The 22,089-nt window shown below is 52.5% G+C and carries 18 protein-coding genes and 1 tRNA gene; 15 read left to right on the top strand and 4 right to left on the bottom strand.

Going from position 1 to position 22,089, the window contains the following annotated elements:
* Positions 1-30: 30 nt before the first annotated feature.
* Together ACI4OH_RS11070 and ACI4OH_RS11065 are read right to left on the bottom strand one after the other, a co-directional pair.
* A complete protein-coding gene (locus tag ACI4OH_RS11070) occupies positions 31-2,676 on the bottom strand; it encodes an EAL domain-containing protein (RefSeq protein ID WP_435720943.1) in 2,646 nt (881 codons plus the stop codon).
* A gap of 139 nt (positions 2,677-2,815) precedes the next feature.
* Positions 2,816-3,409 carry a hypothetical protein gene (locus tag ACI4OH_RS11065; protein ID WP_435720942.1) on the bottom strand — a complete coding sequence of 198 codons (594 nt, stop codon included), beginning with the start codon at positions 3,407-3,409 and terminating at the stop codon, positions 2,816-2,818.
* A 145-nt stretch (positions 3,410-3,554) separates the two neighbouring features.
* On the opposite strand from ACI4OH_RS11065, the gene ACI4OH_RS11060 reads away from it, so the two are divergent.
* The 14 genes from ACI4OH_RS11060 (at position 3,555) to ACI4OH_RS10995 (ending at position 18,850) form a co-directional block, all read left to right on the top strand.
* Entirely contained in the window at positions 3,555-4,439 is an 885-nt protein-coding gene (locus ACI4OH_RS11060) for a fructosamine kinase family protein (RefSeq protein WP_435720941.1), read from the top strand.
* A 199-nt stretch (positions 4,440-4,638) separates the two neighbouring features.
* Positions 4,639-5,412, top strand: coding sequence for an acetolactate decarboxylase (gene budA, locus ACI4OH_RS11055; protein WP_435720940.1), 774 nt, complete (start codon positions 4,639-4,641; stop codon positions 5,410-5,412).
* Positions 5,413-5,531: 119 nt separating this feature from the next.
* The gene (locus tag ACI4OH_RS11050; RefSeq protein ID WP_435720939.1) at positions 5,532-8,456 is read left to right on the top strand and encodes an EAL domain-containing protein; all 2,925 of its coding nucleotides are present in this window, start codon (positions 5,532-5,534) and stop codon (positions 8,454-8,456) included.
* Between the two features lie 61 nt (positions 8,457-8,517).
* Positions 8,518-8,594: transfer RNA gene (locus ACI4OH_RS11045), tRNA-Arg, on the top strand.
* Between the two features lie 186 nt (positions 8,595-8,780).
* Positions 8,781-10,421 (top strand): hydroxylamine reductase, encoded by a 1,641-nt coding sequence (hcp, locus tag ACI4OH_RS11040; RefSeq protein ID WP_432646266.1) that lies wholly within the window; start codon positions 8,781-8,783, stop codon positions 10,419-10,421.
* 234 nt (positions 10,422-10,655) lie between these two features.
* Complete coding sequence (locus ACI4OH_RS11035; RefSeq protein WP_435720937.1) at positions 10,656-11,336, top strand: Crp/Fnr family transcriptional regulator; 681 nt, start codon at positions 10,656-10,658, stop codon at positions 11,334-11,336.
* 4 nt (positions 11,337-11,340) lie between these two features.
* Positions 11,341-11,973: an ABC transporter ATP-binding protein gene (locus ACI4OH_RS11030; RefSeq protein WP_439784741.1), complete on the top strand. Its 633-nt coding sequence runs from the start codon at positions 11,341-11,343 to the stop codon at positions 11,971-11,973.
* On the top strand, positions 11,945-12,616 hold the full coding sequence (locus ACI4OH_RS11025) for a heme exporter protein CcmB (protein WP_432646263.1): 672 nt from the start codon (positions 11,945-11,947) through the stop codon (positions 12,614-12,616). Before ACI4OH_RS11030 ends, ACI4OH_RS11025 begins: the two co-directional genes overlap by 29 nt.
* Positions 12,617-12,679: 63 nt before the next feature.
* Entirely contained in the window at positions 12,680-13,333 is a 654-nt protein-coding gene (locus ACI4OH_RS11020; protein WP_439784740.1) for a cytochrome c biogenesis protein, read from the top strand.
* Positions 13,323-13,691, top strand: coding sequence for a cytochrome c maturation protein CcmE domain-containing protein (locus tag ACI4OH_RS11015; RefSeq protein WP_432646261.1), 369 nt, complete (start codon positions 13,323-13,325; stop codon positions 13,689-13,691). Before ACI4OH_RS11020 ends, ACI4OH_RS11015 begins: the two co-directional genes overlap by 11 nt.
* Positions 13,692-13,723: 32 nt before the next feature.
* Entirely contained in the window at positions 13,724-15,859 is a 2,136-nt protein-coding gene (gene ccsA, locus ACI4OH_RS11010; protein ID WP_432646260.1) for a cytochrome c biogenesis protein CcsA, read from the top strand.
* A gap of 109 nt (positions 15,860-15,968) precedes the next feature.
* Positions 15,969-16,457: a cytochrome c3 family protein gene (locus ACI4OH_RS11005; RefSeq protein WP_432646259.1), complete on the top strand. Its 489-nt coding sequence runs from the start codon at positions 15,969-15,971 to the stop codon at positions 16,455-16,457.
* On the top strand, positions 16,450-17,742 hold the full coding sequence (locus ACI4OH_RS11000) for an ammonia-forming cytochrome c nitrite reductase subunit c552 (RefSeq protein WP_439784739.1): 1,293 nt from the start codon (positions 16,450-16,452) through the stop codon (positions 17,740-17,742). Before ACI4OH_RS11005 ends, ACI4OH_RS11000 begins: the two co-directional genes overlap by 8 nt.
* Before the next feature lie 250 nt (positions 17,743-17,992).
* Positions 17,993-18,850, top strand: coding sequence for an AraC family transcriptional regulator (locus ACI4OH_RS10995; RefSeq protein WP_435720935.1), 858 nt, complete (start codon positions 17,993-17,995; stop codon positions 18,848-18,850).
* Positions 18,851-19,031: 181 nt separating this feature from the next.
* Here ACI4OH_RS10995 and moaC read toward each other — a convergent pair whose 3' ends face one another.
* Both moaC and ACI4OH_RS10985 read right to left on the bottom strand, forming a co-directional pair.
* On the bottom strand, positions 19,032-19,535 hold the full coding sequence (gene moaC / locus ACI4OH_RS10990) for a cyclic pyranopterin monophosphate synthase MoaC (RefSeq protein ID WP_432646256.1): 504 nt from the start codon (positions 19,533-19,535) through the stop codon (positions 19,032-19,034).
* Positions 19,536-19,631: 96 nt separating this feature from the next.
* Entirely contained in the window at positions 19,632-20,960 is a 1,329-nt protein-coding gene (locus ACI4OH_RS10985) for an MFS transporter (RefSeq protein WP_432646255.1), read from the bottom strand.
* Positions 20,961-21,261: 301 nt separating this feature from the next.
* Between ACI4OH_RS10985 and ACI4OH_RS10980 the strand changes: the two genes are divergently transcribed.
* Complete coding sequence (locus tag ACI4OH_RS10980) at positions 21,262-21,969, top strand: Crp/Fnr family transcriptional regulator (RefSeq protein WP_432646254.1); 708 nt, start codon at positions 21,262-21,264, stop codon at positions 21,967-21,969.
* Positions 21,970-22,089 lie beyond the last annotated feature (120 nt).

The raw sequence follows: 22,089 nt of genomic DNA, 5'->3' as shown, positions 1-22,089 counted from the left end.
AGTTTTTTTATGCTGCCATCCTCACTGCCGTCAGATATGGGCGGCAAGAAAGGCTTCAAAGTCCGCTTCTTTCATCGGTTTGCCGTAGAGATAGCCCTGTCCCTGGTCGCAGCCGCAGCGGAGCAGGATTTCTTCCTGCTCCGGTGTTTCGATGCCTTCGCAGATGATGGTCATGCCGAGGTCGTGGCCCAGTTTGCAGGTATGGGCAAGAACCGTCTGCATGCGCGGGGCGTCTTCGGCTGCGAGCAGCAGCGAGCGGTCGATCTTGATGACGCGGAAAGGCATGGCATTGAGCAGGGTGAGATTCGAGTAGCCACTGCCAAAATCATCGATATCAAGACAGAAGCCCATTTCCTGCAAACGCCGGCCGACATTCAGTGCCTGCTGCTGCATTTTTGGTTCCTGAAGAGAAAACGCCGTTTCGGTGAGTTCCAATTCGATATCTTTAGCAGAATAATAGGTGACGAGGCGCTGCATATAAGTGAGATAATTCTTTTCCTGCAAATGGAGGCGCGACTGATTGACGGAGACCGGCACGACGGGCAGACCTGCCAGTCGGCGTTTTTTCTGCCAGGTCATGACCTGACCGAGCATGAAAAAATCGAGCTGTGTGATGAAGCCGTTTCGCTCGAAGAGCGGGATGAACTGTCCGGGCGGCAGAAAGCCGAGTTCCCGGCTCTGCCAGCGCACGAGAGCTTCGGCACCGACACAGCGGCGCGTTTTGAGGTCGTATTTGGGCTGATACCAGACCTTAAATTCTTTATTGGCCATGGCCTTCTGCTGCAGGCCTTCAATGCGGTTCAGTAGTTCGGTTTTCTGCTGGATTTCGGCATTGTAGAAGCAGATGGGCTGTGCCTCATGTAAGGCAAAGTCTGCCTGATTCATCGCTTTAGCCATGGAAACGTTGTGGGAAGAAAGACTGCAGATGCCAATCTTGAAGTCGACGTGGACGACCATATGGCCAACATTGATATATTCATTCTGATGCAGAAGATAACGCAGCGCCTGTTCCAGTTCTTCCTGATTTTGGAAATGCCGAAGGTCAGCGAGAAAGAATAACTTGCCGACACTGGTATGGACAGCGGGGAATTTTGCCCAGGCAGCCTGCTGCAGATTGTCCGTAAAGCGCTGCAGCAGATGAAAGATCACTTCGGCTCCATAGGTGTTGACGAGAATATCCGGCCGGCTGATGCCGAATTTGATGATGGCAAAGTCCCGATTCTCCGGCTGCGCGGCGAGATACCGGCCTGCCTTACGTTCAAACCAGCCGCGGTTATGAAGCCCTGTATAATGGTCCGTATCGAGCATCTTCTGCAGCTCGTCTGTATGCTGGCGGCGCATTTTCATCTGACGCCAGAAGAGCAGCAGAAGAATGAGCAGCAGCAGCGAAAGTCCCGTGACGAAATACTGCGGATAGGCGAAGAAAAGCGACTTAAAGCTGCGCTGGGCTTCGGTTTTGGGATTGTAAAAGGAAGACTGGTCCAGCAGGGCATCGCGGCCGATGAAGCCAATCTCCTTATCGAGGATCGGCAGGAGCTCCGGCTCCATCTGATTGGAAACGCCAATGGCGATGTCGCGGGAAAAAGCGATGCTGCCGTCTGTTTTCAAGTCAGGGAAATTCCCCTGCCAGATGTTGTACTGAGCCGTTTCCAGACGCAGAAACGTCATATCAGCCTGTTTTGTCTGCACGGCCTGAAGGCAGCTCTCCACGCTGTCATGCAGGCGCAGTTGTTTTTCACTGTAGCGCTGGCGCAGAAAACGTTCCGCGATATGCGGGCAAAAGCAGGCGATGCGGGGATTATCAGGAATGCCCTCGCGGCGGGTTACGGCTGTATAGTAAGAAGTCAGATACGATGTGGTGAGATCCAGGCCATGCGCTGCGGCCCAGCTGATATCACCGTCTGTATTCAGAAGAATTTGGGCTTTGCCGGAGTTTAAGTCTTCGTAAGCCTTTTCGTAATTGGTCTCGATGATAAGGCTGAGCTTGATGCCGAGGTCCTGTTCGATACGGTCTGTGAGCCTGCGCATCGTGCCCTGCAGCTCTCCGTGTTCATCGACATAGGCAAAAGGCCGTTCGTCCGCAATGACTGCTGCCGAAATGACGGGATGCATTTTTAAAAAGGAGGCTTCCTGCGGTGCAAGCTGCAGTTTGTGGGAACTTTGCTGGCCGTAATACAGGCGGTAAAGGTAACTGACAAAATACGGCCGGTTGCCAATGAGCTGTTCATTGGCCAGTTCCAGTTCATTCATCAGCGCGGTGTTATCCCTGCGTACAGCGAAATAGAGCGGTTCGACCCAAAAAGGAGAAGAACTGATACGGGAATCCTGTTCCTGTTTGATGCGCCCCATCATCAGATGGGAAAACAGCATTGTCTGCTGACGTTCCGGCGTCTTGATGATGCCGGCCACAACATCAATTTCACCGGAAGCCAGCCGTGCCTGATTTTCCTGCCAGCTGCCGGGAATAAAAATGACCTGACGGCCGGCATAGCTGCCCAGTGCCTGCATGAAGTCCGTGTCCATGCCGTAGAAATTCCCGTACTCATCTTCGGTGATGTCCGTGCCGAGTTCGTGGACGCCGACGCGCAGCAGCGGCCTGGCTGCTGCCTGTGAGCAAAGAAGCAGGCTGCAGACTAGAAAGAGCAGCAGGATGAGCCGCCCGTATAACTTCCCCAAAATATTTTTGACCCCTTTCTGACGAAATAATTTGTCAGATTATCGCTTGTGCTAAAACATACTGATATTATAGCATAGGGGCTTTTCAAAAGACAATGCAGGCATGCATGAATATAAGCATAAAATGCATAAATGAATTTTAAAGGACGCCGGGCTTGATATGGATGGTTTCACCGGCTTTGACCGTGACCATCTGCACAAGGCAGCTGCGCGGCCCGACGTTGAAGAGCTCGAAGGAATCCCAGTCGGGGAGTTTTTTCATGAGCTGCTGCTTGTCGTCGAGCTCCGTGAGGTTTTGGGCGGAATCGCGGCCGTAACTGTCGAGGATGACGAGGAAATACGTGCCTTCGGGGATATTCTGAAAAGCATATTCCCCCGTTTTTTTGTCTGTCTCCGTATGGTACACGGGGGCATCCTTTGGTACCGTATTATGGCGGTACCAGTCTTTTATTTCCTGTTCACTCAGTTTATCATAGGTGAAATCCCTGCCAATCAGCCAGACGTCGGCCTCTTTATCGTGAAATTTCCGCTTGGGGGCGGCGAGGTCCCAGCTGATGCCGCCGGCAGAGGCATCGGGATTTGAGGCAATCTTCATGCCGCGCTCGGAGCCATGCGTGTAGACTGCTCCCGTGATGCTGCCTTCTGCTGCAGCGGCACTGACAGATGGTGCAGGAGTGATGCCTGTAAGGCTCAGGCAAAGAGCTGCCGTTAAAGAGAGTAAGATTTTTTTCATGATGATTCTCCTCGTAAGGTTTTCATTTTCCTTTATTTTACAGCAGGCAGGGGCGATATGCCAATCTTTTCCTTGTTGCCGGATGCTGTTTGAAGTATGATAAAAGCAAAGGCAGATTTTTGTGTTCTGGAAAAGGGATGTTTTTATGCAGGAAGATTTGATGAGCTGCCTGACGCGTTTATTTGGCAGCGAGGCAGATATCGTGGCAGAAGAGCCGGTCTCGGGCGGAGATATTAATGAAGCCTATCATCTGGTATTACGTAGCGGACAGGACCTTTTCATGAAATGCCATAAAAATGTGGCCGATGATTTTTTTGCCGTGGAAGCAGATGGTCTCAAAGCGATGAAAGAAGCCGGGGCAAGGACGCCGGAGGTCCTCGCCTATGGCAAAAATCCCGACGGCAAATCCTTTTTGCTGCTGACCTATGTGCGTCCGTCGCGCCCACGGCGTGATTACTGGGAAAATCTCGGCCATATGCTCGCGGCCATGCATCAGGCCGATACGACGTCTTTGACAAAGGGCAGGCGCTTTGGCTTTTACGAGAACAATTACAGCGGTTCCATCCGCCAGAAGAATCAGGTCAATGACAGCTGGGTGGATTTTTTCCGCACGCAGCGCCTTTTGCCGCGGCTGCAGCTGACAAAATCCTACTTTACGCCTGACGACCGCCGGCGGGCAAGACACCTTCTCGACCATCTTGAGGATTATTTTGTGGAGCCGGAGTACCCGTCTCTTCTTCATGGCGACCTTTGGTGCGGCAATGTCATGCTGGGCAGCGACGGCGAGGCTGTGCTCATCGACCCCGCCGTCTGCGTCGGCAACCGTGAGTTCGACATCGCGCTCACGCGGCTTTTTGGCGGCTTCGAGCCGGAATTCTACGATGCCTACAACGAAGCGGCACCTCTTGAAGCCGGCTTTGGTGAGCGCCTGGACCTTTACAATCTGTATCATCTCCTAAATCATCTTCATCTTTTCGGCCGCGCCTATCTCGGTGCCGTTACGCGCATCATCCGTCATTATGCGGGATGACCCTGAGTTTTGAAAAGTGTTTGACGGGCAGTCTGCCGCTTTTGGCGGCAGATTTTTTTCGGGAATCTTTTGCAGGCGGACGCATATCATAGAAAGTCTGCGCGCGGCTATGATATAATGGTCATAACGAAATTGTATTCATTTTACCTGTAATAAAGAAAAATATTATAAATATTTATATATGATATAAGGAGACTATATGACAAATCCTGTCCTGCGTCCGCGCGACATCAGCGGCATCAAAGAAAAACGCGACCCTGTTTACCAGATTTCAACCCTGCAGTCCCTGATTCTCGGCAATTATTATGGCTGCCTTTACATCGAAGACTTCTTGAAACACGGGGATACGGGCATCGGGACCTTTCATGCCGTAGCCGGTGAGCTCATCGTCATTGACGGCCACTGCTACCGCATTCTGGCAGACGGTTCGGTCATTGAGGCACAGCCCCTTGACACGACGTCGTTTGCCAGCATTGCGTATCTTGAGGAGGGCCATACGATAAAATTTGGCGAGATGGCGTCAATTGCGGATTTGCGCGCAGCACTTGATGACAGCATTGACCTTTTAGGACCGAACAGTATGTACGTTGTGCGCATTGATGGGCGTTTCAACCGCGTGGCAGCGCGCACAGAACTTTATCAGCATGAACCGTACAAGCCGTTTGCCAAGGTGCTTGAGACGGATGAACGGCGCTTTGCCTTTGAAAATGTCGATGGTTCGCTCGTTTGTTTCTATTTCCCAAAATTCATGGATGGTGTCAATACGCCGGGCTGGCATTTCCATTTTATCAACGATGCGCGCACATTTGGCGGCCATGTCTTTGACGTCGATATGGTACACGGCACGGCTACGCTCAATAAGACGGACCGCTTTATCCTCGATTTGCCGAGCAATCAGGCTTTTCAGCACGCGGACCTTGAGAATGCTTCCAAAGAAGAGATTCGTCAGGTCGAGCAGGGGGGAGCAGATTAATTTCGTATGGAAAATTAATTTTGCCTGTATATGTTTTTTGAGCATGAGTGTGATAAAATAAAGATATGAAATAAAGCGAAATGTTCTAGACGAAAAACGTCTTATGAGGAAACAATTGCATGCAAAAAAATTATCAGCCGGTTAATTTGCCAAATGAATTTCCGGGGGGCTTCTACGTCTGCACGCTCAGCAGGCCGCGCAGGCTTCTTTTTGCCAATGCAGAAGTCCTGCGTCTTTTTGACTGCCATGATTTTGGTGAACTGACTGTCCACATCCAGAATAATGTGGAAAACATGCTGATGCCGGAAGACATCAAACAGGTTCATAGTCAGATCGAGCGGCAGCTCTCTGCGAAGGGCACACGTTTTGAGCATATCTGTGCCCGCATTGTCACGCATACGGGCAGGCCCCGCTATGTGGATATTTCCGGCTGCGTGGTTCATTCCCTTGAGGAAGGGGACCTTCTCTACTGCCTGATGCTCGAAACGGGCAACAGGGCGTCGGACTATCAGATCGATAAGGATATCCGCGAGTACGTTATTGAAAATATCGATACGGCTTTAAGCCGCGGCTGGATTCATCTTTACTATCAACCGGTCGTCCGCACACTGACGGGGGACCTTTGCGGCTTTGAGGTGCTGTCACGCTGGATCGACCCGAAAATCGGCTTTCTGTCACCCGGCATGTTTATTCCGGCACTGGAACAGACACGTCAGATTCACAAGCTCGATACTTATATATTGAAGGAAACCTGCCGGACGATACGGTCGCGTATGGATAAAGGACTGCCTACGGTGCCGGTCTCGTTCAATCTTTCGCGCGTTGACTTCATGCTGCTCGATGTCTTTGACATGATTGAGAGCACGATGACGGAATTCCGCCTGCCGCGCGATCTCTTACATATCGAAGTTACGGAAAGCGTCGTGGCAGAGGATCCCGGCCATATCCGTGCGACGATGGACCGTCTGCGCGATGAGGGCTATGAAGTCTGGATTGATGATTTTGGCAGCGGGTATTCTTCGCTGAATCTCCTGAAGGATGTCAACTGCGACCTCATCAAGCTCGATATGGGCTTTTTGCGCACGTTTACCGAAAAATCGCGCCAAATCATCGCTTCGACCATCAGCATGGCGAAGAAACTCGGCATTAAGACGCTCATGGAAGGTGTGGAGACCTCCGAGCAGGCCGATTTTCTGGCCTCGATTGGCTGCGGCAGACTGCAGGGCTATTTCTTTGGCAAGCCGCAGCCGCTTGAGGGAGCTTTTTCTCATATGAAAGCGGCTGGAGCAGGGATCGAGACAAGACTCTGGCATCATTATTACGATATGGCGGCCAGCGCGATTCACGAGACGGATGAGCCACTGACTCTGCTGGAATTTGCAGGAGGCAAGTTCCATTTCCTTTACACGAATGCAGGTTACCGGGAACAGGTAAAAAGCATCCATTATACTGTTCGGGATATCGAAGCAAGCTTCAATGACAATGTAAATGCTCCGCTGTACCGGGATATCCGCAGTCTCGTTCATGCCACAGAAGAAAGCGGCAGGCGCGAGACGTACTTCTGTACGATTGCCAACAATTATATCCGCACTGTCATGCATGTTGTTGCACATACGGACGGCCATACTCTGTTCTGTATGAGTTCCTGGAATATCACGCAGGACAGCAGTCATATGGAAAATCAGAAGTTCGATGACAATCTGCGTTATCTTTATATGATGTTTGACAGCATTTACATCGTCGACTTTGACGCGGATACGGTGAATCAGATTCGCGAGAAGTCTGCATTTAATCTGCTGGAACAGGGATGCGAAAATGGTATTCGGAAGATGACAGAAGCATACGGCAGGGCCCTCGTTTATGAAGATGACCTTGAGGCATACCAGCGTTATGTCGCGCCGGAAACCATTCTTCAGCGCCTGCATGACAGCCCCGATGGCATCCTGAACTGCTGCCTGCGCCTGAAAGACCGGCACGGCAGCTACAATTGGATGGGGTGTTCGATTCTGCTGATTCCGGAGGCGGGGAGCAGGAAGGTGGCCTATACTGCGCGCTCGTTTGATGACCGGGCAGATAATATCGCCTTTATGGTACAGTCCATGGTTAAAAGCGATGCAGCGCAGAAGGGGACGCATCTGTCTCTCGCACCGGGACAGTTAAACGATGCCTATAAGGCCATGCTTTGGGACAGTCAGCAGCGAAATTCGGAGTTCTGTTATTTCTGGAAGGATACAAAGCGCCGTTTCCTCGGCGTCTCGCATTCGTTCCTGCGGTATTATGGCTTTGATTCTGCGCAGGACGTACTCGGCAGGACGGATGAAGATATGGGCTGGCACGTTGACGATGGGCCTTACCGCGATGCCGAGCTCGAGGTCCTGCAGAAGGGCAGAGTGATTCAAAATCAGCCGGGGCAGTGCATCATTCGAGGTGTCCTGCATCACATTACCTGCTATAAATGGCCGCTTTACAATCAGGGCAGGATTGTCGGGCTCATGGGCGTGTTCTTCGATGCCGATAAGATGAGAAAACGCATTCGGGATATTTCGGAAACGTCTTATGACGACCCCGTGACGGGCCTTATGAATGCGCGCGGCTGGGCCGATGCGATGTTCAGCTATGATGAGCAGCGGACCCTGCAGAAACGCCAGTACAGCGTGCTGCTCATTGAAAATGCCTCCTATGATTCGGTGGTCAGTGCCTATGGCATGGATATCGCGCGGCAGCTCCTGCAGCGCGAAGCCGATGAAATCCGGAAGGTGGCTGGCCGCAGGGCGACAATTGCGCGCACGGGCCAGGCAACATTTGCCCTGCTGGCCTACGATAAGGATGAAGATGAAGCGAGAAAACGTGCTTCTGATGTTCTGCGGGCACTCAATGCCATTCATGAGATTGCCGGCAATCCAGTGACACTGGTCTTCCGGTATGCGATTGCGCATTCAAGGGAAAAGGGTGTCTCGACCGAAAACATCTATCATATTGCACAGGACCGCCTGCATCAGCAGCAAAAGACGGAACGCCGTCAAAAGCGCCGCCGGAGGAATTGAGCTTCTGCGTACACACATGACTTGCACATTCCGCGCCTGTCTGCTACAATAAACTTGTTGTGCGGTTGTAGCTCAGTTGGATAGAGCGTCCGCCTCCTAAGCGGCAGGTCGTGAGTTCGACTCTCACCAATCGCACCATTCTTAGGAATTGAAAGGCTTTGTCAGACTTCGTAGTTTTTGGCAAAGCTTTTTTGTTTGGAAATTCTGCTGTAACAGTCGGTTTGTAACAATCGTTACAGAATGACGGCCTATATCCTGCTATGATATAGACAATGAATCAAGAAAAACTTATGTGTTCTATGTTATATAAAAGGAGAGCTTACGATGGAAAATAAGATGTTTTGCTTCCAGTGCCAGGAAACAGCAGGCTGCAAGGGCTGCACGCAGGTCGGTGTCTGCGGCAAGAAGCCGGAAGTCGCTGCCATGCAGGACCTTCTGATCTATGTGACGAAAGGTCTTGCCGCTGTCACGACGCGCCTGCGCGCTGAGGGCAAGAAAGTATCGGCAGATGTCAACCATCTCGTAACGAAGAACCTCTTCATCACGATTACGAATGCGAACTTTGACCGCGAGGCCATCATCGAAGCCATCGAGAAGACGCTGCAGGTCAAGTCGGAAATGCTCGCAGGTCTCACGAGCCGCGAAAATCTGCCGGAAGCAGCTCTCTACAACGACGGCCGCGATGGTTTTGACGAGAAGGCCAAGAAAGTCGGCGTCCTCGCTACGGAGAATGAAGACATCCGCAGCCTGCGCGAGCTCATCACGTACGGCCTCAAGGGCCTCGCTGCTTATGTCAAGCACGCCAATGTCCTGAAGCAGGAAAACGAAGCCATCGATGCGTTCCTGCAGTCGGCGCTTGCACGCCTGCTCGATGACAGCCAGACGGGCGAGCAGCTCACGGCCCTTGCTCTGGAGACGGGCAAGTTCGGCGTTGACGGCATGGCTCTGCTCGACAAGGCCAACACGACGGCCTATGGCAATCCGGAAGTCACGACGGTTGACCTCGGTGTCCGCAAGAACCCGGGCATCCTGATTTCCGGTCATGACCTCCGCGACCTCGAGATGCTTCTCGAGCAGACGGAAGGCACGGGCGTCGATGTTTACACGCACGGCGAGATGCTGCCAGCTCATTACTATCCGAAGTTCAAGCATTACAAGAACTTCGCTGGCAACTACGGCAATGCATGGTGGAAGCAGAAGGAAGAGTTCGAGGCTTTCAACGGTCCGGTCATCCTGACGACGAACTGCCTCGTACCGCCGAAAGATTCTTATAAGAGCCGCGTCTTCACGACGGGTGCCGTTGGTTTCCCGGGCTGCCCGCATATCGAAGCAAAGGCAGACGGCACGAAGGATTTCAGTGCTGTCATCGAGATGGCTAAGAAATGCGCTGCTCCGACGGAACTCGAAAAAGGCCAGATTGTCGGTGGTTTCGCTCATGCACAGGTCATGGCTGTAGCCGATAAGGTCATTGAGGCTGTCAAGGCCGGTGCCATCAAGAAGTTTGTCGTCATGGCAGGCTGCGACGGCCGCATGAAGAGCCGTGAATACTACACGGAATTTGCCAAGGCTCTGCCGAAGGACACGATCATCCTGACGGCTGGCTGCGCAAAATACAAATACATCAAACTCCAGCAGGAACTCGGCGATATCGGCGGCATTCCGCGCGTCCTCGATGCCGGCCAGTGCAACGACTCCTACAGCCTTGCCCTGATTGCCCTCGCACTCAAGGATGCCTTCGGCCTTGACGATGTCAACAAACTGCCGATTGTCTACAACATTGCCTGGTACGAGCAGAAGGCTGTCATCGTCCTCCTGGCTCTGCTGCACCTCGGTGTCAAGAACATCCATCTTGGACCGACGCTGCCGGCTTTCCTTTCCCCGAATGTCGCGAAAGTTCTCGTCGAGAATTTCGGCATCGGCGGCATCACGACGGTGGAAAGCGACATCAAGACGATGATCGGCTGATTGACGTTTGTTCCTTACTTCTCTCAAATCCATACATATCTCATAACACCATACACCTGCAAAAAGCTGCTGCGTTTATCGCAGCGGCTTTTTCTGTTGCCTGTTTCACAGAACCGGGGATAATTTTCATGAATGATAAAATACATCATAATGTTGCTTCTGCAACGTCATAGCAGCTCCTTTATTGCTATAATACAGATAAATGAAATGATTTCTACAATTCGGAGGAAGATTATGGGAATCTACGATCTGGATTTACAGGAATTGCCGCTTTTTGACGGGCTCAAGGCGGAAGAGGTCGACCAGTTCATCCAGGCCACAGACGCTAAAGTCAAGCGTTATGGCAGGGAGACACGGATCCTCAAGACGTATGAAAAAAATGATAAAATCGGCATCATTGCAGAAGGCACGGCGCTGGTCATCGCGGAAGACCGTTTGGGCAATGAGAGCGTCGGACACCGTTTGGAGCGCGGCGCCATTTTTGGCAGCACGACGGCCATCCTGCCCGGATACAGCAATCCGACAGCCGTCGATACGGTCACGGATGTCCTCGTGCTCTGGGTCCCCTATATGAATCTGATTGTCGCAGGACCAAAGCTCGGCCGCATTCATGGCATTGTCATGCGTAACCTGCTCATTGCCTTCTGCCGCAAAAATGTCCTGATGATGCAGAAGCTCGAACTGCTCTCGCAGAAAACCCTGCGGGAGCGCTTGATTCTTTATCTGCTGCAGAAACGCGGCTGCCAGCAGTCGGACTGCGTAAAAGTGCCGGGCCGCGTGCAGCTTGCCAAGGAACTCGAGTGCAACCGCAGCGCCCTGACGCGCGAAATCGGCCTGATGAAAGATGAGGGCCTTTTGAGCTGCGGTCCCGACTGGATGCGGCTTGATGAAGAAAAACTTCGGGAAGCGAGGTGAGCTTATGCTGAAACTGGTCTTCTCACATGTGACAAAGCAGTTTGCCGGCAAAAAAGTCATCGCGCAATTGGATGCTGAGGTGCAGGGCGGCTGTATTACCGCTGTCACAGGCACAAATGGCAGCGGCAAATCGACGCTCCTCAAAATGGCGGCCAAACTTCTTTTGCCCGATGCCGGCAAAGTCATTGCCAAGGATGGGGAACAGGAACTTTGCAAAGAGGTCTACCGCCGCCGCCTTGCCCTGGTCACGCCGGATTTTCACGTTTATCCCAAGCTCACGGCCCGAGAAAATCTTGACTTTTTTCTGGGGCTTCGGCGCAAAAAGCCGCTGTCGGATGAGGAATACCGCAGCCTGCTGGCAAGAGTGGGTCTGTCTGAGACCGTCATCGCGGAGAAATACGCGGAGCATTTCTCCACCGGCATGAAAAAAAGGCTTCATCTGGCCATCCTGCTTGGCTCAGGGGCCGATATCTGGCTGCTCGATGAACCGGGGGCCAATCTCGACGCTGAGGGAAGGACAATGGTGCGCAGGGAAGCGCGCCTGGCGGCTGACGCAGGCAAACTGGTGCTCTGGGCAACAAACGATCCGGAAGAGGAGGCACAGGCCGATGCATGCATCGCTTTATCAGGAAATTAAAACGGTTTTTCGGAAGGAATTCCGTCTCTGCCTGCGTTCGAGGTCATCATGGCTCGTCGTCATGATGTTTGCTTTGACGACGCTGGCCTGTGTCAGCCTGCTTCTGCAGGGCGACAGGCTTTCGCCGCGTCTTCTGGCTGCGCTGCTCTGGGTCATCCTGTTCTTTTCGCTGCTTGCCGGTGCCGGCCGCGGCTTTGCCGATGAAGAGCAGTCGGGGACGCTTTTGGCCCTGCAGATTTACGGCAGCTCACAGGCCGTGCTCTTTGGCAAGGGCATATTCATGGCACTTTTGCTGTTCGTTTTGGGACTGCTCATTCTGCCTGCTTACCTCATCCTCATGGACTGCGATGTCTATTCGCCGTTTCTTCTCATCCTGACACTGCTGGCCGGTACTTATGGCATGGCCATAGCCGGTACGCTGCTCTCGGCCCTGATGACCGGAGCTAAGGTGCAGAATGGCCTTTTATCCATCCTGATGCTGCCCATTATGCTGCCGGTTCTTCTGCCGGCCATCGTGCTGACGTCAGGATGTTTTTCAGGGAGTTTGACAAGTCTTTCATATCTTTGGGGCATGCTTCTGTACGATGCCATCTTGACGGTGGCTGCATCGCTGCTGTTTGATTTCCTCTGGTATGAAGACTGAATCCGGAGAATGAATCCATCGAGATGGAACGAATAGGATATATATAAGAAGGGAGTTGAGAGGATGAAGGGATATGAGAAGGGGCTCTGGCTGTTTATTTTGCTGCTGACAGCGGGAACAGTCTATGCTGTATTTTTCGTCGTACCGCCGGCCATGGGGCTTGGCAAACTCGTACGCATCGCCTTTTTCCACATTCCTGTGGCCTGGATTTCGGTGCTGGCCTTTTTCGTCAGTGCGGTCTACGCAATCGGGTATTTGAGGCAGCCAAGCCCGCACCGCGATCTCGTCAGTGCGGCATCGGCAAAACTCGGACTCATCTTTGTCATACTGGCAACGGTCAGCGGCGCTTTTTTCTCGAAACTGACTTGGGGGGCATATTGGAACTGGGATCCGAGGCAGACGACGATTTTCGTGCTGCTGCTCATCTACGCAGCGTATCTGACGCTGCGCGCAGCTGTTCCCGAAGAAAAAAGGCGGGCGCGCGTTTCGGCAATTTATGCTCTGTTTTCCTTTTTGACCGTGCCTTTTCTCGTATTCATCATTCCCAGATTTTATTTTTCCCTGCATCCATCGCCTGTCATCAATGGCAGCGGTTCTCTTGATATGGATCCCATCATGTTCAAGGTCCTGATGGTTTCCCTTCTCGATATGACGCTTATCTACATCGCTGCGCTGCGTCAATGCGTGAAAGCCAAAGAGGTGCATCATGAAACGTAAAATTTTTCTCATCGTACTGCTGCTGGCCTTTGTCGGCTACGCCGGCTGGAGCTTTGCCGATTCGGTCACGCCGTACGTCGGCATCAAAGAAGCTAAGGCCGCGACTTCGTCAAATGTGCAGGTCAAGGGGCTGCTCGACAAAAATGCCCCGGCACCGCATATGGAGGGCAATGATTTTGTCTTTACCCTGCAGGATGAGGAGACGGGGGAGACTTTGCCTGTTCGTTATCACGGCACGAAGCCGGACCAGTTTGACGAAGCTTATCACATTGTGGCCATCGGCAAAATGCAGGACGGTATTTTCACGTCGGATAAACTGCTCATCAAATGTCCATCGAAGTATGAACAGCAGAAATAGGAACAATATGGGATGTATATGAGGTCAAGACTATGATTGGAACAATTTCACTGGCAACATCGTTATTCTTTTCCCTATTGGCGGCGCTGGCCTATGGCTATGCCATGAAGGACACGGAAGATAAGACAGCGGTACGTTATGGCCGCATCTGTTTTTCCCTGTCTTTTCTGGCTGCGGCCATTGCCTCCATCTTTCTCTGGGTGCTGATTCTCGGCGATCACTTTGAGTTTTCCTATGTCGCGAGCTACTCTTCCAAGGAACTGCCGCTGATGTATAAGATTTCGGCGTTCTGGGCCGGGCAGCAGGGTTCCCTGCTCTTGTGGCTGCTGATTCATGCCATGGCTTCCCTTTATCTCTGTTTCAGAGGCCGGATGCAGAAAGCAGGACTCATGGTTTATGCCATTTTGGAGTCTCTTTTGGCCATCCTCGTTTTGGCCAAGAGCCCCTTTGTACACGCGGCAACACTGGCGCAGGATGGCGTGGGACTCAATCCTCTGCTGCAGGACCCGTGGATGGCCGTACATCCGCCGATCATCTTTATCGGCTATGCGCTTTTGGCTGTGCCTTTTGCTTACTGCATGGGATCGCTTTTAGAAAAGTCCGGCCTGCATGTCTGGCTCGAGTCGGCCCGCAGATGGGCGCTTCTTGCCTGGGGCTTTCTCGGTGCCGGTGTCTTTGTCGGCGGCTACTGGGCGTATAAGGTGCTCGGCTGGGGCGGCTATTGGGGCTGGGACCCTGTTGAGAATTCTTCGCTTGTGCCGTGGCTGCTCGCCGGTGTCTTTGTCCATGTGCTGCATGTCGCAAAGAAGCGTCCGGCAGCGCTTTCCGTCCTGCATCTCTCTGTGATTTTCACGTTCTCGCTGGTCATCTACGGTACATTTTTGACGCGCAGCGGCATCCTTGGAGATTTTTCCGTGCATTCCTTCAGCGGTGCGAGCATCGGCATGACCTTAGCCGTGGTCAATGCCATCGTGCTCATTGGCGGTCTCTTGCTGCTCGTCTTGAAAGTCGGCAGCCTGCCGCAGGGACAGATGTATACGAGTTATAAGAGCCGCGAATTTCTGCTGCTCTTAGGCGCCCTCATTTTGACGTTTATCGCCGCAATCATCTTTATCGGCATGTCGATGCCGCTCTTAACGCAGCTTGTCGGCAGTCCGGCAGCGGTCGATACGAATTTTTACGTGCGCACGACGCTGCCGCTCGCAATTGTCATGTGCCTTGTTATGGGCGTGGCGGGGCTTTGGCGCTACGGAGGGCAGGAAACCTGCGCCAAATCGATTCCGGCCCTCATTTTGCTGGTACTCGGCCTGGCTGCGGCGTTTCTCGCCGGCGTGCGCAGCATCGGCCTGCTGCTCCTCTCTGCCTTTGCGGCGTTCCTGTTCGGGGCCTCGTTTGCCAGCTGGAAGAGAGGGATGCTGCGCGGCGGCGCTCTGATCGCGCATGCAGGCGTCGGACTGGCTCTTTTTGCCATGGTGCTCTCGGGCGGCGCCAGTCAGTCGCTTTCGCAGGAATTCAAGCCTGGTGATTCTGTAAACATCGCCGGCTACACCGTGCAGTATGAAGGACAGTCCTTTGCGGATGACGGCACGGCCAAGTATTACCGCTACCTCGTCGATGGCAGCGAAGTGCAGGCCCTGACGAAACTTCATAAAAACGGCGAGGACGCCGCGCGCGAGCCGGCCATTGCCCATACCATCACGGGCGATATTTACATCGCGCCGACGCCGCCTAAAAATACGGGGCGCATGGAGCTCATTCTCAAGAAAGGGCGCATGGAAATGGGCGATATCTTCGCTTATCGCTATGACGATGTCACGATGGAGAATCAGCCCGATGGCAAACTTTTGGTGACGGCGTCGATTGCCGTCACGGATGGCGAAAAAGTCGAGCATGTCCAGCCGACTATTCTGGCCACGGCGGATGGCGGCACTTCTGAGCCGATTCCGATTTTTGACGGGAAAAAGCGCATCCGCCTGACGGGCATATCGGGCAACGACTCGCAGGCACGTCTCGAGATCCTGCCGTCTGTTGAGGAAGAATCCCAGACTGCCGTGACGGCAGCGGTCAGCACGAAGCCGTTCATCTATCTGCTCTGGATTGGCGCTGTAGCGGCAGCGCTTGGCTGCTTTGCGGCGATACCATCTGCCAATATTCACAGAAATTTATGAAACGATAAATAATATTTACAAAGGCGTTGCTGAGGCAACGCCTTCTTTGTTTTAATGATGATATAATAATAGCAAATAAGGCGTAGTAAGAGAGAGGAGGGGGACCAGAGTGGAGTTCAAGGAATTATTTCAGAAACATACCTTGGCCTGCCTGGCCGGCGGTTTCGTCATTGGCGTCGCCGTCTGCGGCATAGGCTCAGCTGCCATGGCATTTTCGGGCTCGCCGGCTTTCTGCGGTGCATGCCACGCGATGAAGAGCGAGCAGGCGACCTTTGCGATGTCTTCGCACCGTTCACTGGAATGCACGGACTGCCACCTGCCGCACGACAACGCCGTACATTACATGTTTGAGAAGGGGCGCACGGGCATGATCGATACGTATCATGAAGTGCTGCGTGACTATCCTGCCCACATCAAGATTTCGGCTCAGGGCAGACAGACCGTCAATGACAACTGCCTGCGCTGCCATTCGACGACGATGGGCAATGTCCATGCCGATGTCGGGGTAAATCTCGACACGGGCGGTGACTGTCTCAAGTGCCACAGCAGTATCGCACATGGTTCGAATCATCTCGAAGGGGGGATAAAAGTTGAGTAAGCTACAGAAGATATTGACGGGAATCATAGCTGTCTGCGTTGTATTCTTTGGCTTTGTCGTCGTCCGCATCGTCGCGGCGCCGAACGACAACAGTGTCAAGCTCGCTAAGATTCCCCAGGAAAAACAGCTCGGCAAGGAAGCGTACAAGGATGCCTATCCGCTTGAGTACAATTCGTTCATGAAGAACAATGATACCTCGCCGTCGCCGACCGGATACGGCGGTGCACAGGAAGGCAATTCTCACCTGACCGAGCAGCCGGAGATGCTTGAGAACTTCAAGGGCTACAAATTCGCCCTGCAGTACGATGATGACCGCGGCCATACGTATGCCGGCGAGGATTTCAAGAACACGAAACGCCTGCCGGGCCAGAAGGGCAACTGCATCACCTGCAAGAGCTCGTACATGTATGATGTCTACTACAAACAGAGCGGCTGGGATTACGCTTCGAAGCCTGTCGAAGAAGTCATGGCTCCGATTGAAGATGACCAGTGGTTCGGCTGCTCGACCTGCCATGACCCTGAGACCATGGAACTGCGCGTCTATCAGCAGGGCTTCATCGACTCGATGGCCCGCCGCGGCATTGATGTGAACAACGCTTCGCACAATGACAAGCGCGCTTATGTCTGCGCACAGTGCCATAACGAATATTACTTCACGAAAGAAGACGGCCGCGTCAACCATCCGTTTGACAATGGCCTTGATGCCGAATCCGAGTATCAGTTCTATCAGTCCGGTCAGGCCGGCGGCTTCACGCAGGACTGGATCCATGCAGACTCCAAGGCCCCGATGCTCAAAGCACAGCATCCGGACTTCGAGACCTGGGCAACGAGCGTTCATGCTGATGCCGGTGTCACCTGCGTCGACTGCCATATGCCGTACATGAGAGAAAACGGCCAGAAGTACACGTCGCATTGGATGACGAACCCGCTGAAGACGACGGAAGAGTCCTGCCTCAAGTGCCATGACGAAAGCGCCGAGACCCTCAAGGCCCGCGTCCAGACGATTGGCGATAACACCTTTAAGCTCCAGCGCATTGCTGGCCAGACGGTTGCACAGGCCCATAAGACCATCAAGGCTGCTATGGATGCCGGTGCTACGGATGAACAACTCGCCGAATCCCGCCAGCTCGTCCGCGAAGCACAGTGGTACTGGGATTGGGTCGCTGCCGAGAACAGCATGGGCTTCCATAACCCGGATAAGATCATGCGCACGCTCGGTCTCTCGATTGACAAAGCACATCAGTGCATCGAAAAGACAAACGCCGTCATGAAGGGCAGTCTCTAAAATCTGGTTTTCCCAATTAAGTCAACCCATAGATACCATAAAAAGTCAGCTCATTTATGTGAGCTGACTTTTTAGTTCATAGATATGCAAAGCTCTCAACAAAGGTAGTTCCTGTTGAGGGTTTTCTTTGCATATTTATGTTCTGTTGCGGTGTATATATACTATGGCGTTTTGCAGGAGGTTTTCTGTTATGGTAGAATTAAATCTATATATAGAATCGTTATGAATTATGTTTTTAGAGATGAAGTGTATGGAAAAAGTCAAATTTATGGATGTGCCGGATGAAGAGGCCAGCCGGCTTTATCTGACGACTATTGGCGAATTGGAAACGGAGCCTGGACAAACTTATGGACCCGGCGTGCGGTCGTATTATCTTTTGCATTACATCCTCAAAGGCAGGGGAACATTTCAGGTCAATGGCATGACGTACGAGCTGCATGCAGGGCAGGGCTTTTTGATTGCACCGGACTATGAGACAACTTACTGCAGTGATGAAGAGGAGCCCTGGAGCTATATCTGGGTCGGCGCAGCCGGAGAGGAGATGGAGTATCTTCTCAGCGAACTCGGGCTTTCGCAGAAGAATCCGATTTTTGAATGCAGCCGGCCGGAGCTGCTCGTGGACTGTGTTCACGAAATGCTGAATCACCGCCAGCAGACCTCGTCGGATCATTATTACCGTTTGAGCAGCCTTTACCGCTTTATTGCCATATTGAGTGAGGAAGGGCAGGCCCATCAGCTGCCTGTAAGCGGCAATTCGTATGTTGTCCACGTCATGGAATATGTGCGTCATCATCTGCATGAGCATATGAATACGGCTGATATCGCCGCAACGATGAACCTAAACCGCAGTTATTTAAGCAGCCTGTTCCGCAGCAAGACGGGCATGACGCTGCAGAATTATATCCAGACCTGCCGCATGACGCGGGCCAAATACCTGCTTGAGAGCACAAAACTTTCGATTGCAAGCATCGCGGCTTCGTGCGGCTACGAAAAAAGCGACTCGCTGAACCGCATTTTTCGCAAGGCATATGGCATGGGCCCTGCCGATTACCGCAAGCATTTCCTTGAGAGCCAGCGCCAGAAACGTCAGCAGCCGAAAAATGGGTAAAAAAAGAGAGCCTGCACATCGCATGCCGACTCGAATGAGGGAAAAATATAAGGGGAGATGGATGAGGGGGGAGTTGACGTGTCAACTCAATCAATCCATCTGTCTTTAATCATATAGCGTTTTGAACGAAAGGGCAATCCAATCTTGTTGGAAGAATCACTCCATTTGTTGGGTTGTTCTTTTATTTTTTCGCTGCTTCTTCCGGGCGAATGTAGGTGCCGCTTTTGCCGCCGGATTTCTTTTCGAGATGGATGTACTCGATTTCCATGCCTTTGTCAAGGGCTTTGCACATGTCGTAAACGGTCAGCAAAGCTACGCTGACGGCATGGAGCGCTTCCATCTCAACACCTGTCTGCCCCGTGACTTTGACCGTCGCACGTGCTTCAACGGCGGATTCTTCCGGCAGCATGGTGAAATCGACGCTGCATTTTGCAATCGGCAGGGGGTGGCAGAGCGGAATGACCGAGCTTGTATTTTTAGCGGCCATGATGCCGGCGATGCGTGCCGTGCCGAGTACATCGCCCTTCTTGGCCGTGCCTTCTTCGATGGCCTTATAAACGGCTTCATTGACGCGGATGCGCCCAGAAGCGACAGCCGTGCGGCTTGTCTCTTTCTTTTCGCTGACATCGACCATGATGGCCTGTCCGTGCTGGTCAAAATGCGTGAGTCCGTTTGTATATGTCATAAAATCATCCTTTTCGTTTGTATCATCATTATGAAAAAGTCAGGCCAAGCGGCCTGACTTTATTTTATCATATTTTAGGGGATAAATATGTGGCAATCAGCACTTGATGCCCGAGCCTTTGCGGTCGTAGAAGTACCACGTGATGACAATCGTGCTGACCATGAAGGCAATCAGGATGTAGAACGCCATGTAAACATTGCCGTAAGCAGCATACGACCAGCCGAAGAGTTTCGGAATCAGGAAAGCGCCGTAAGCGGCAATGGCAGCCGTGAAGCCCGTGACGAGCGAAGACTTGCCGCCATCCTTGAAGATGTACGGAATCATGCGGAACGAGGCGCCGTTGACAAAGCCCGTCGTCAGGAACAGCAGCAGGAACGAAGCAAAGAACATGACGAAATTGTGGGCCTGCAGGCCGAGCAGGCTGACGACAGCCGCGATGACCATGATAACGAGGGAAATAAGCGTGACGCGGGAGCCGCAGTTGATTTTATCGGAGAGCCAGCCGCCGACCGGACGGATGCCGGCGCCGATGAACGGTCCGAGGAAGGCAGCCATCGAGAACGAGACTTCCGGGAATTCTTTGGAAACGAGCAGGCCAAGGGCTGCCGAGAAGCCGATGAAGGAACCGAAGCCGCAGGTGTAAATCCAGCACATGAGCCACGTGTGCTTATTGCCGAAAATCGAGAACATGGCTTTCGGGTTCGGCTTTGGCATCGGCAGGTTATCCATGAATTTCCAGATGAGTACGAGCGTCAAAGCCGTTGGGATGATCCAGAAGTAGCAGACGTTCTGCACGTAAAGGCCGTTGACGCCGGGGCCGAAGAGACCGGAAAGGTTCCAGCCGAGCAGCAGCGGAGCCGTGAGGTAAATCAGCGAAACACCGAGGTTGCCGACGCCGGCATTGATGCCGAGGGCCAGGCCTTTTTCACGCATCGGGAAGAAAAAGCCGATGTTGGCCATCGAAGCGGAGAAGTTGGCGCCGGCGATGCCGATGAACGAGACGAGGATGACGAACGTATCATAGGACGTCGTCGGGTCCTGCAGGGCACGGCCGAGACCGAAGAGCGGGAAGAGCAGCAGGGCCGTCGTGATGAAAGCCGAGTTGCGGCCGCCGATGAGGCCCGGCAGATACGTGTAGAAAAGGCGGCCCGTTGCACCGACAAGGCCCGGCAGGGCTGCAAGCGTGAAGAGCTGGTCAGCCGAGAAATTGAAGCCGACGGCGTTGAGCTTCGCGGCAATCGTGGCCCAGAGCGTCCAGACTACGAAGGAAAGGACGAGTGCCCAGGTCGAGGTATAGAGGTTTTCCTTGGCAATCTTCTTGCCAAACTTTTCCCAGAAGGCCGTGTCCTCCGGCTGCCAGTTCGCCAGAATTTCTTTGCGCGTGGGATTGGGACCCAGTTTCTTGAGTACGGATGTTTCTGCCATGTTAACTCTCCTTTAGTATCGAATCATAAACATCACAAATAAGCAATAAAAAACGATAAGCTCTTTGTCACATTATAGAGGAGATACCTCAAATAATCTGTAAAAAAAATCACGCCGTTTGTAACAAATATCACGGCATGGATTAAAACTTTACCGTATGCTAAGCAGGAACGTTGTATTTTAACAAGAATATATATAACTAGTGTTGTATGAAAGATATACAACAGATGGATTACAGCATCAGAAAGTGCAGATTGTAGCGTTGATTTATATCATTTGAAGAAAAGGGGCTGTCGTTGGTATGGAAGAAAGCAAGACAAAAAATCAGGAAAAGATGGAGTCATTGGTGCGCCATTTTTATGAGATTCCGGGCAAGGTCATCATGCTGCACGATGGCGAGTACCTCTTTCATGAGGGCGATACGGCGCGTTATTTCTATATTGTGCGGTCAGGACAGATTTTCATCACGAAATACGCGATGTCGGGCCGCGTGCTGTCGCTGCGCCTTGCGTCGCGCGGCAGTCTCATTGGCGAACTGCCGCTTTACGAGAAAAAGCCGGTGTACATCTTCAATGCCGTGGCGCAGAGTGCCGCCGAGGTCTATGCCATTGAATTCCCTGTGCTGCAGAGCTATCTCGAGAAGAAACCGGCTTTGGCGATCAATCTTCTGAAGGTCATGGGGGCGCATATGCGCAAGCAGCATTCGAAATTCCGTGACCTGCTGCTCTACGGCAAGAAAGGAGCTCTCTACTCCACGCTCATCCGCCTGGCAAACAGCTATGGCAAGGAGACGGACGGCGGCATCCTCATTTCCGTGCCGCTGACGAATCAGGAACTTGCCAATTACTCCGCCACGGCCCGCGAAAGCCTCAACCGCATGCTCAGCGAGCTGCGGCGAGCCGATATCATTGAATACCGTGGTCATCTGATCTTCATCAAGGACATCGATTATCTCAAACAGGCCATTCAGTGTGAGAATTGCGGCAGGGAAATCTGCAACATCGAGTAAAATAAACTGAAACACGAAGAAATATCTGCTGAAAATCACCTCAGCAGATATTTTTTTGCTGAAAAGTAGATACAGTGATGTTTATCACATGAGTGGGAGAAAGAATAAGATAAAATGAGA

The organism is Mitsuokella apri, assembly GCF_051886055.1.
In the GTDB taxonomy this organism is placed as follows: Bacteria; Bacillota; Negativicutes; order Selenomonadales; family Selenomonadaceae; genus Mitsuokella.
This window is presented reverse-complemented; position numbering and strand designations above follow the sequence as displayed.

Excerpts from the sequence above, each read along its gene's own strand:
- ACI4OH_RS11065 (WP_435720942.1), bottom strand. The coding sequence starts at position 3,409 with ATGAAAAAAATCTTACTCTCTTTAACGGCAGCTCTTTGCCTGAGCCTT.
- ACI4OH_RS11060 (WP_435720941.1), top strand. The coding sequence starts at position 3,555 with ATGCAGGAAGATTTGATGAGCTGCCTGACGCGTTTATTTGGCAGCGAG.
- budA (WP_435720940.1), top strand. The coding sequence starts at position 4,639 with ATGACAAATCCTGTCCTGCGTCCGCGCGACATCAGCGGCATCAAAGAA.
- ACI4OH_RS11050 (WP_435720939.1), top strand. The coding sequence starts at position 5,532 with ATGCAAAAAAATTATCAGCCGGTTAATTTGCCAAATGAATTTCCGGGG.
- hcp (WP_432646266.1), top strand. The coding sequence starts at position 8,781 with ATGGAAAATAAGATGTTTTGCTTCCAGTGCCAGGAAACAGCAGGCTGC.
- ACI4OH_RS11035 (WP_435720937.1), top strand. The coding sequence starts at position 10,656 with ATGGGAATCTACGATCTGGATTTACAGGAATTGCCGCTTTTTGACGGG.
- ACI4OH_RS11030 (WP_439784741.1), top strand. The coding sequence starts at position 11,341 with ATGCTGAAACTGGTCTTCTCACATGTGACAAAGCAGTTTGCCGGCAAA.
- ACI4OH_RS11025 (WP_432646263.1), top strand. The coding sequence starts at position 11,945 with ATGCATGCATCGCTTTATCAGGAAATTAAAACGGTTTTTCGGAAGGAA.
- ACI4OH_RS11020 (WP_439784740.1), top strand. The coding sequence starts at position 12,680 with ATGAAGGGATATGAGAAGGGGCTCTGGCTGTTTATTTTGCTGCTGACA.
- ACI4OH_RS11015 (WP_432646261.1), top strand. The coding sequence starts at position 13,323 with ATGAAACGTAAAATTTTTCTCATCGTACTGCTGCTGGCCTTTGTCGGC.
- ccsA (WP_432646260.1), top strand. The coding sequence starts at position 13,724 with ATGATTGGAACAATTTCACTGGCAACATCGTTATTCTTTTCCCTATTG.
- ACI4OH_RS10995 (WP_435720935.1), top strand. The coding sequence starts at position 17,993 with ATGGAAAAAGTCAAATTTATGGATGTGCCGGATGAAGAGGCCAGCCGG.
- moaC (WP_432646256.1), bottom strand. The coding sequence starts at position 19,535 with ATGACATATACAAACGGACTCACGCATTTTGACCAGCACGGACAGGCC.
- ACI4OH_RS10985 (WP_432646255.1), bottom strand. The coding sequence starts at position 20,960 with ATGGCAGAAACATCCGTACTCAAGAAACTGGGTCCCAATCCCACGCGC.
- ACI4OH_RS10980 (WP_432646254.1), top strand. The coding sequence starts at position 21,262 with ATGGAAGAAAGCAAGACAAAAAATCAGGAAAAGATGGAGTCATTGGTG.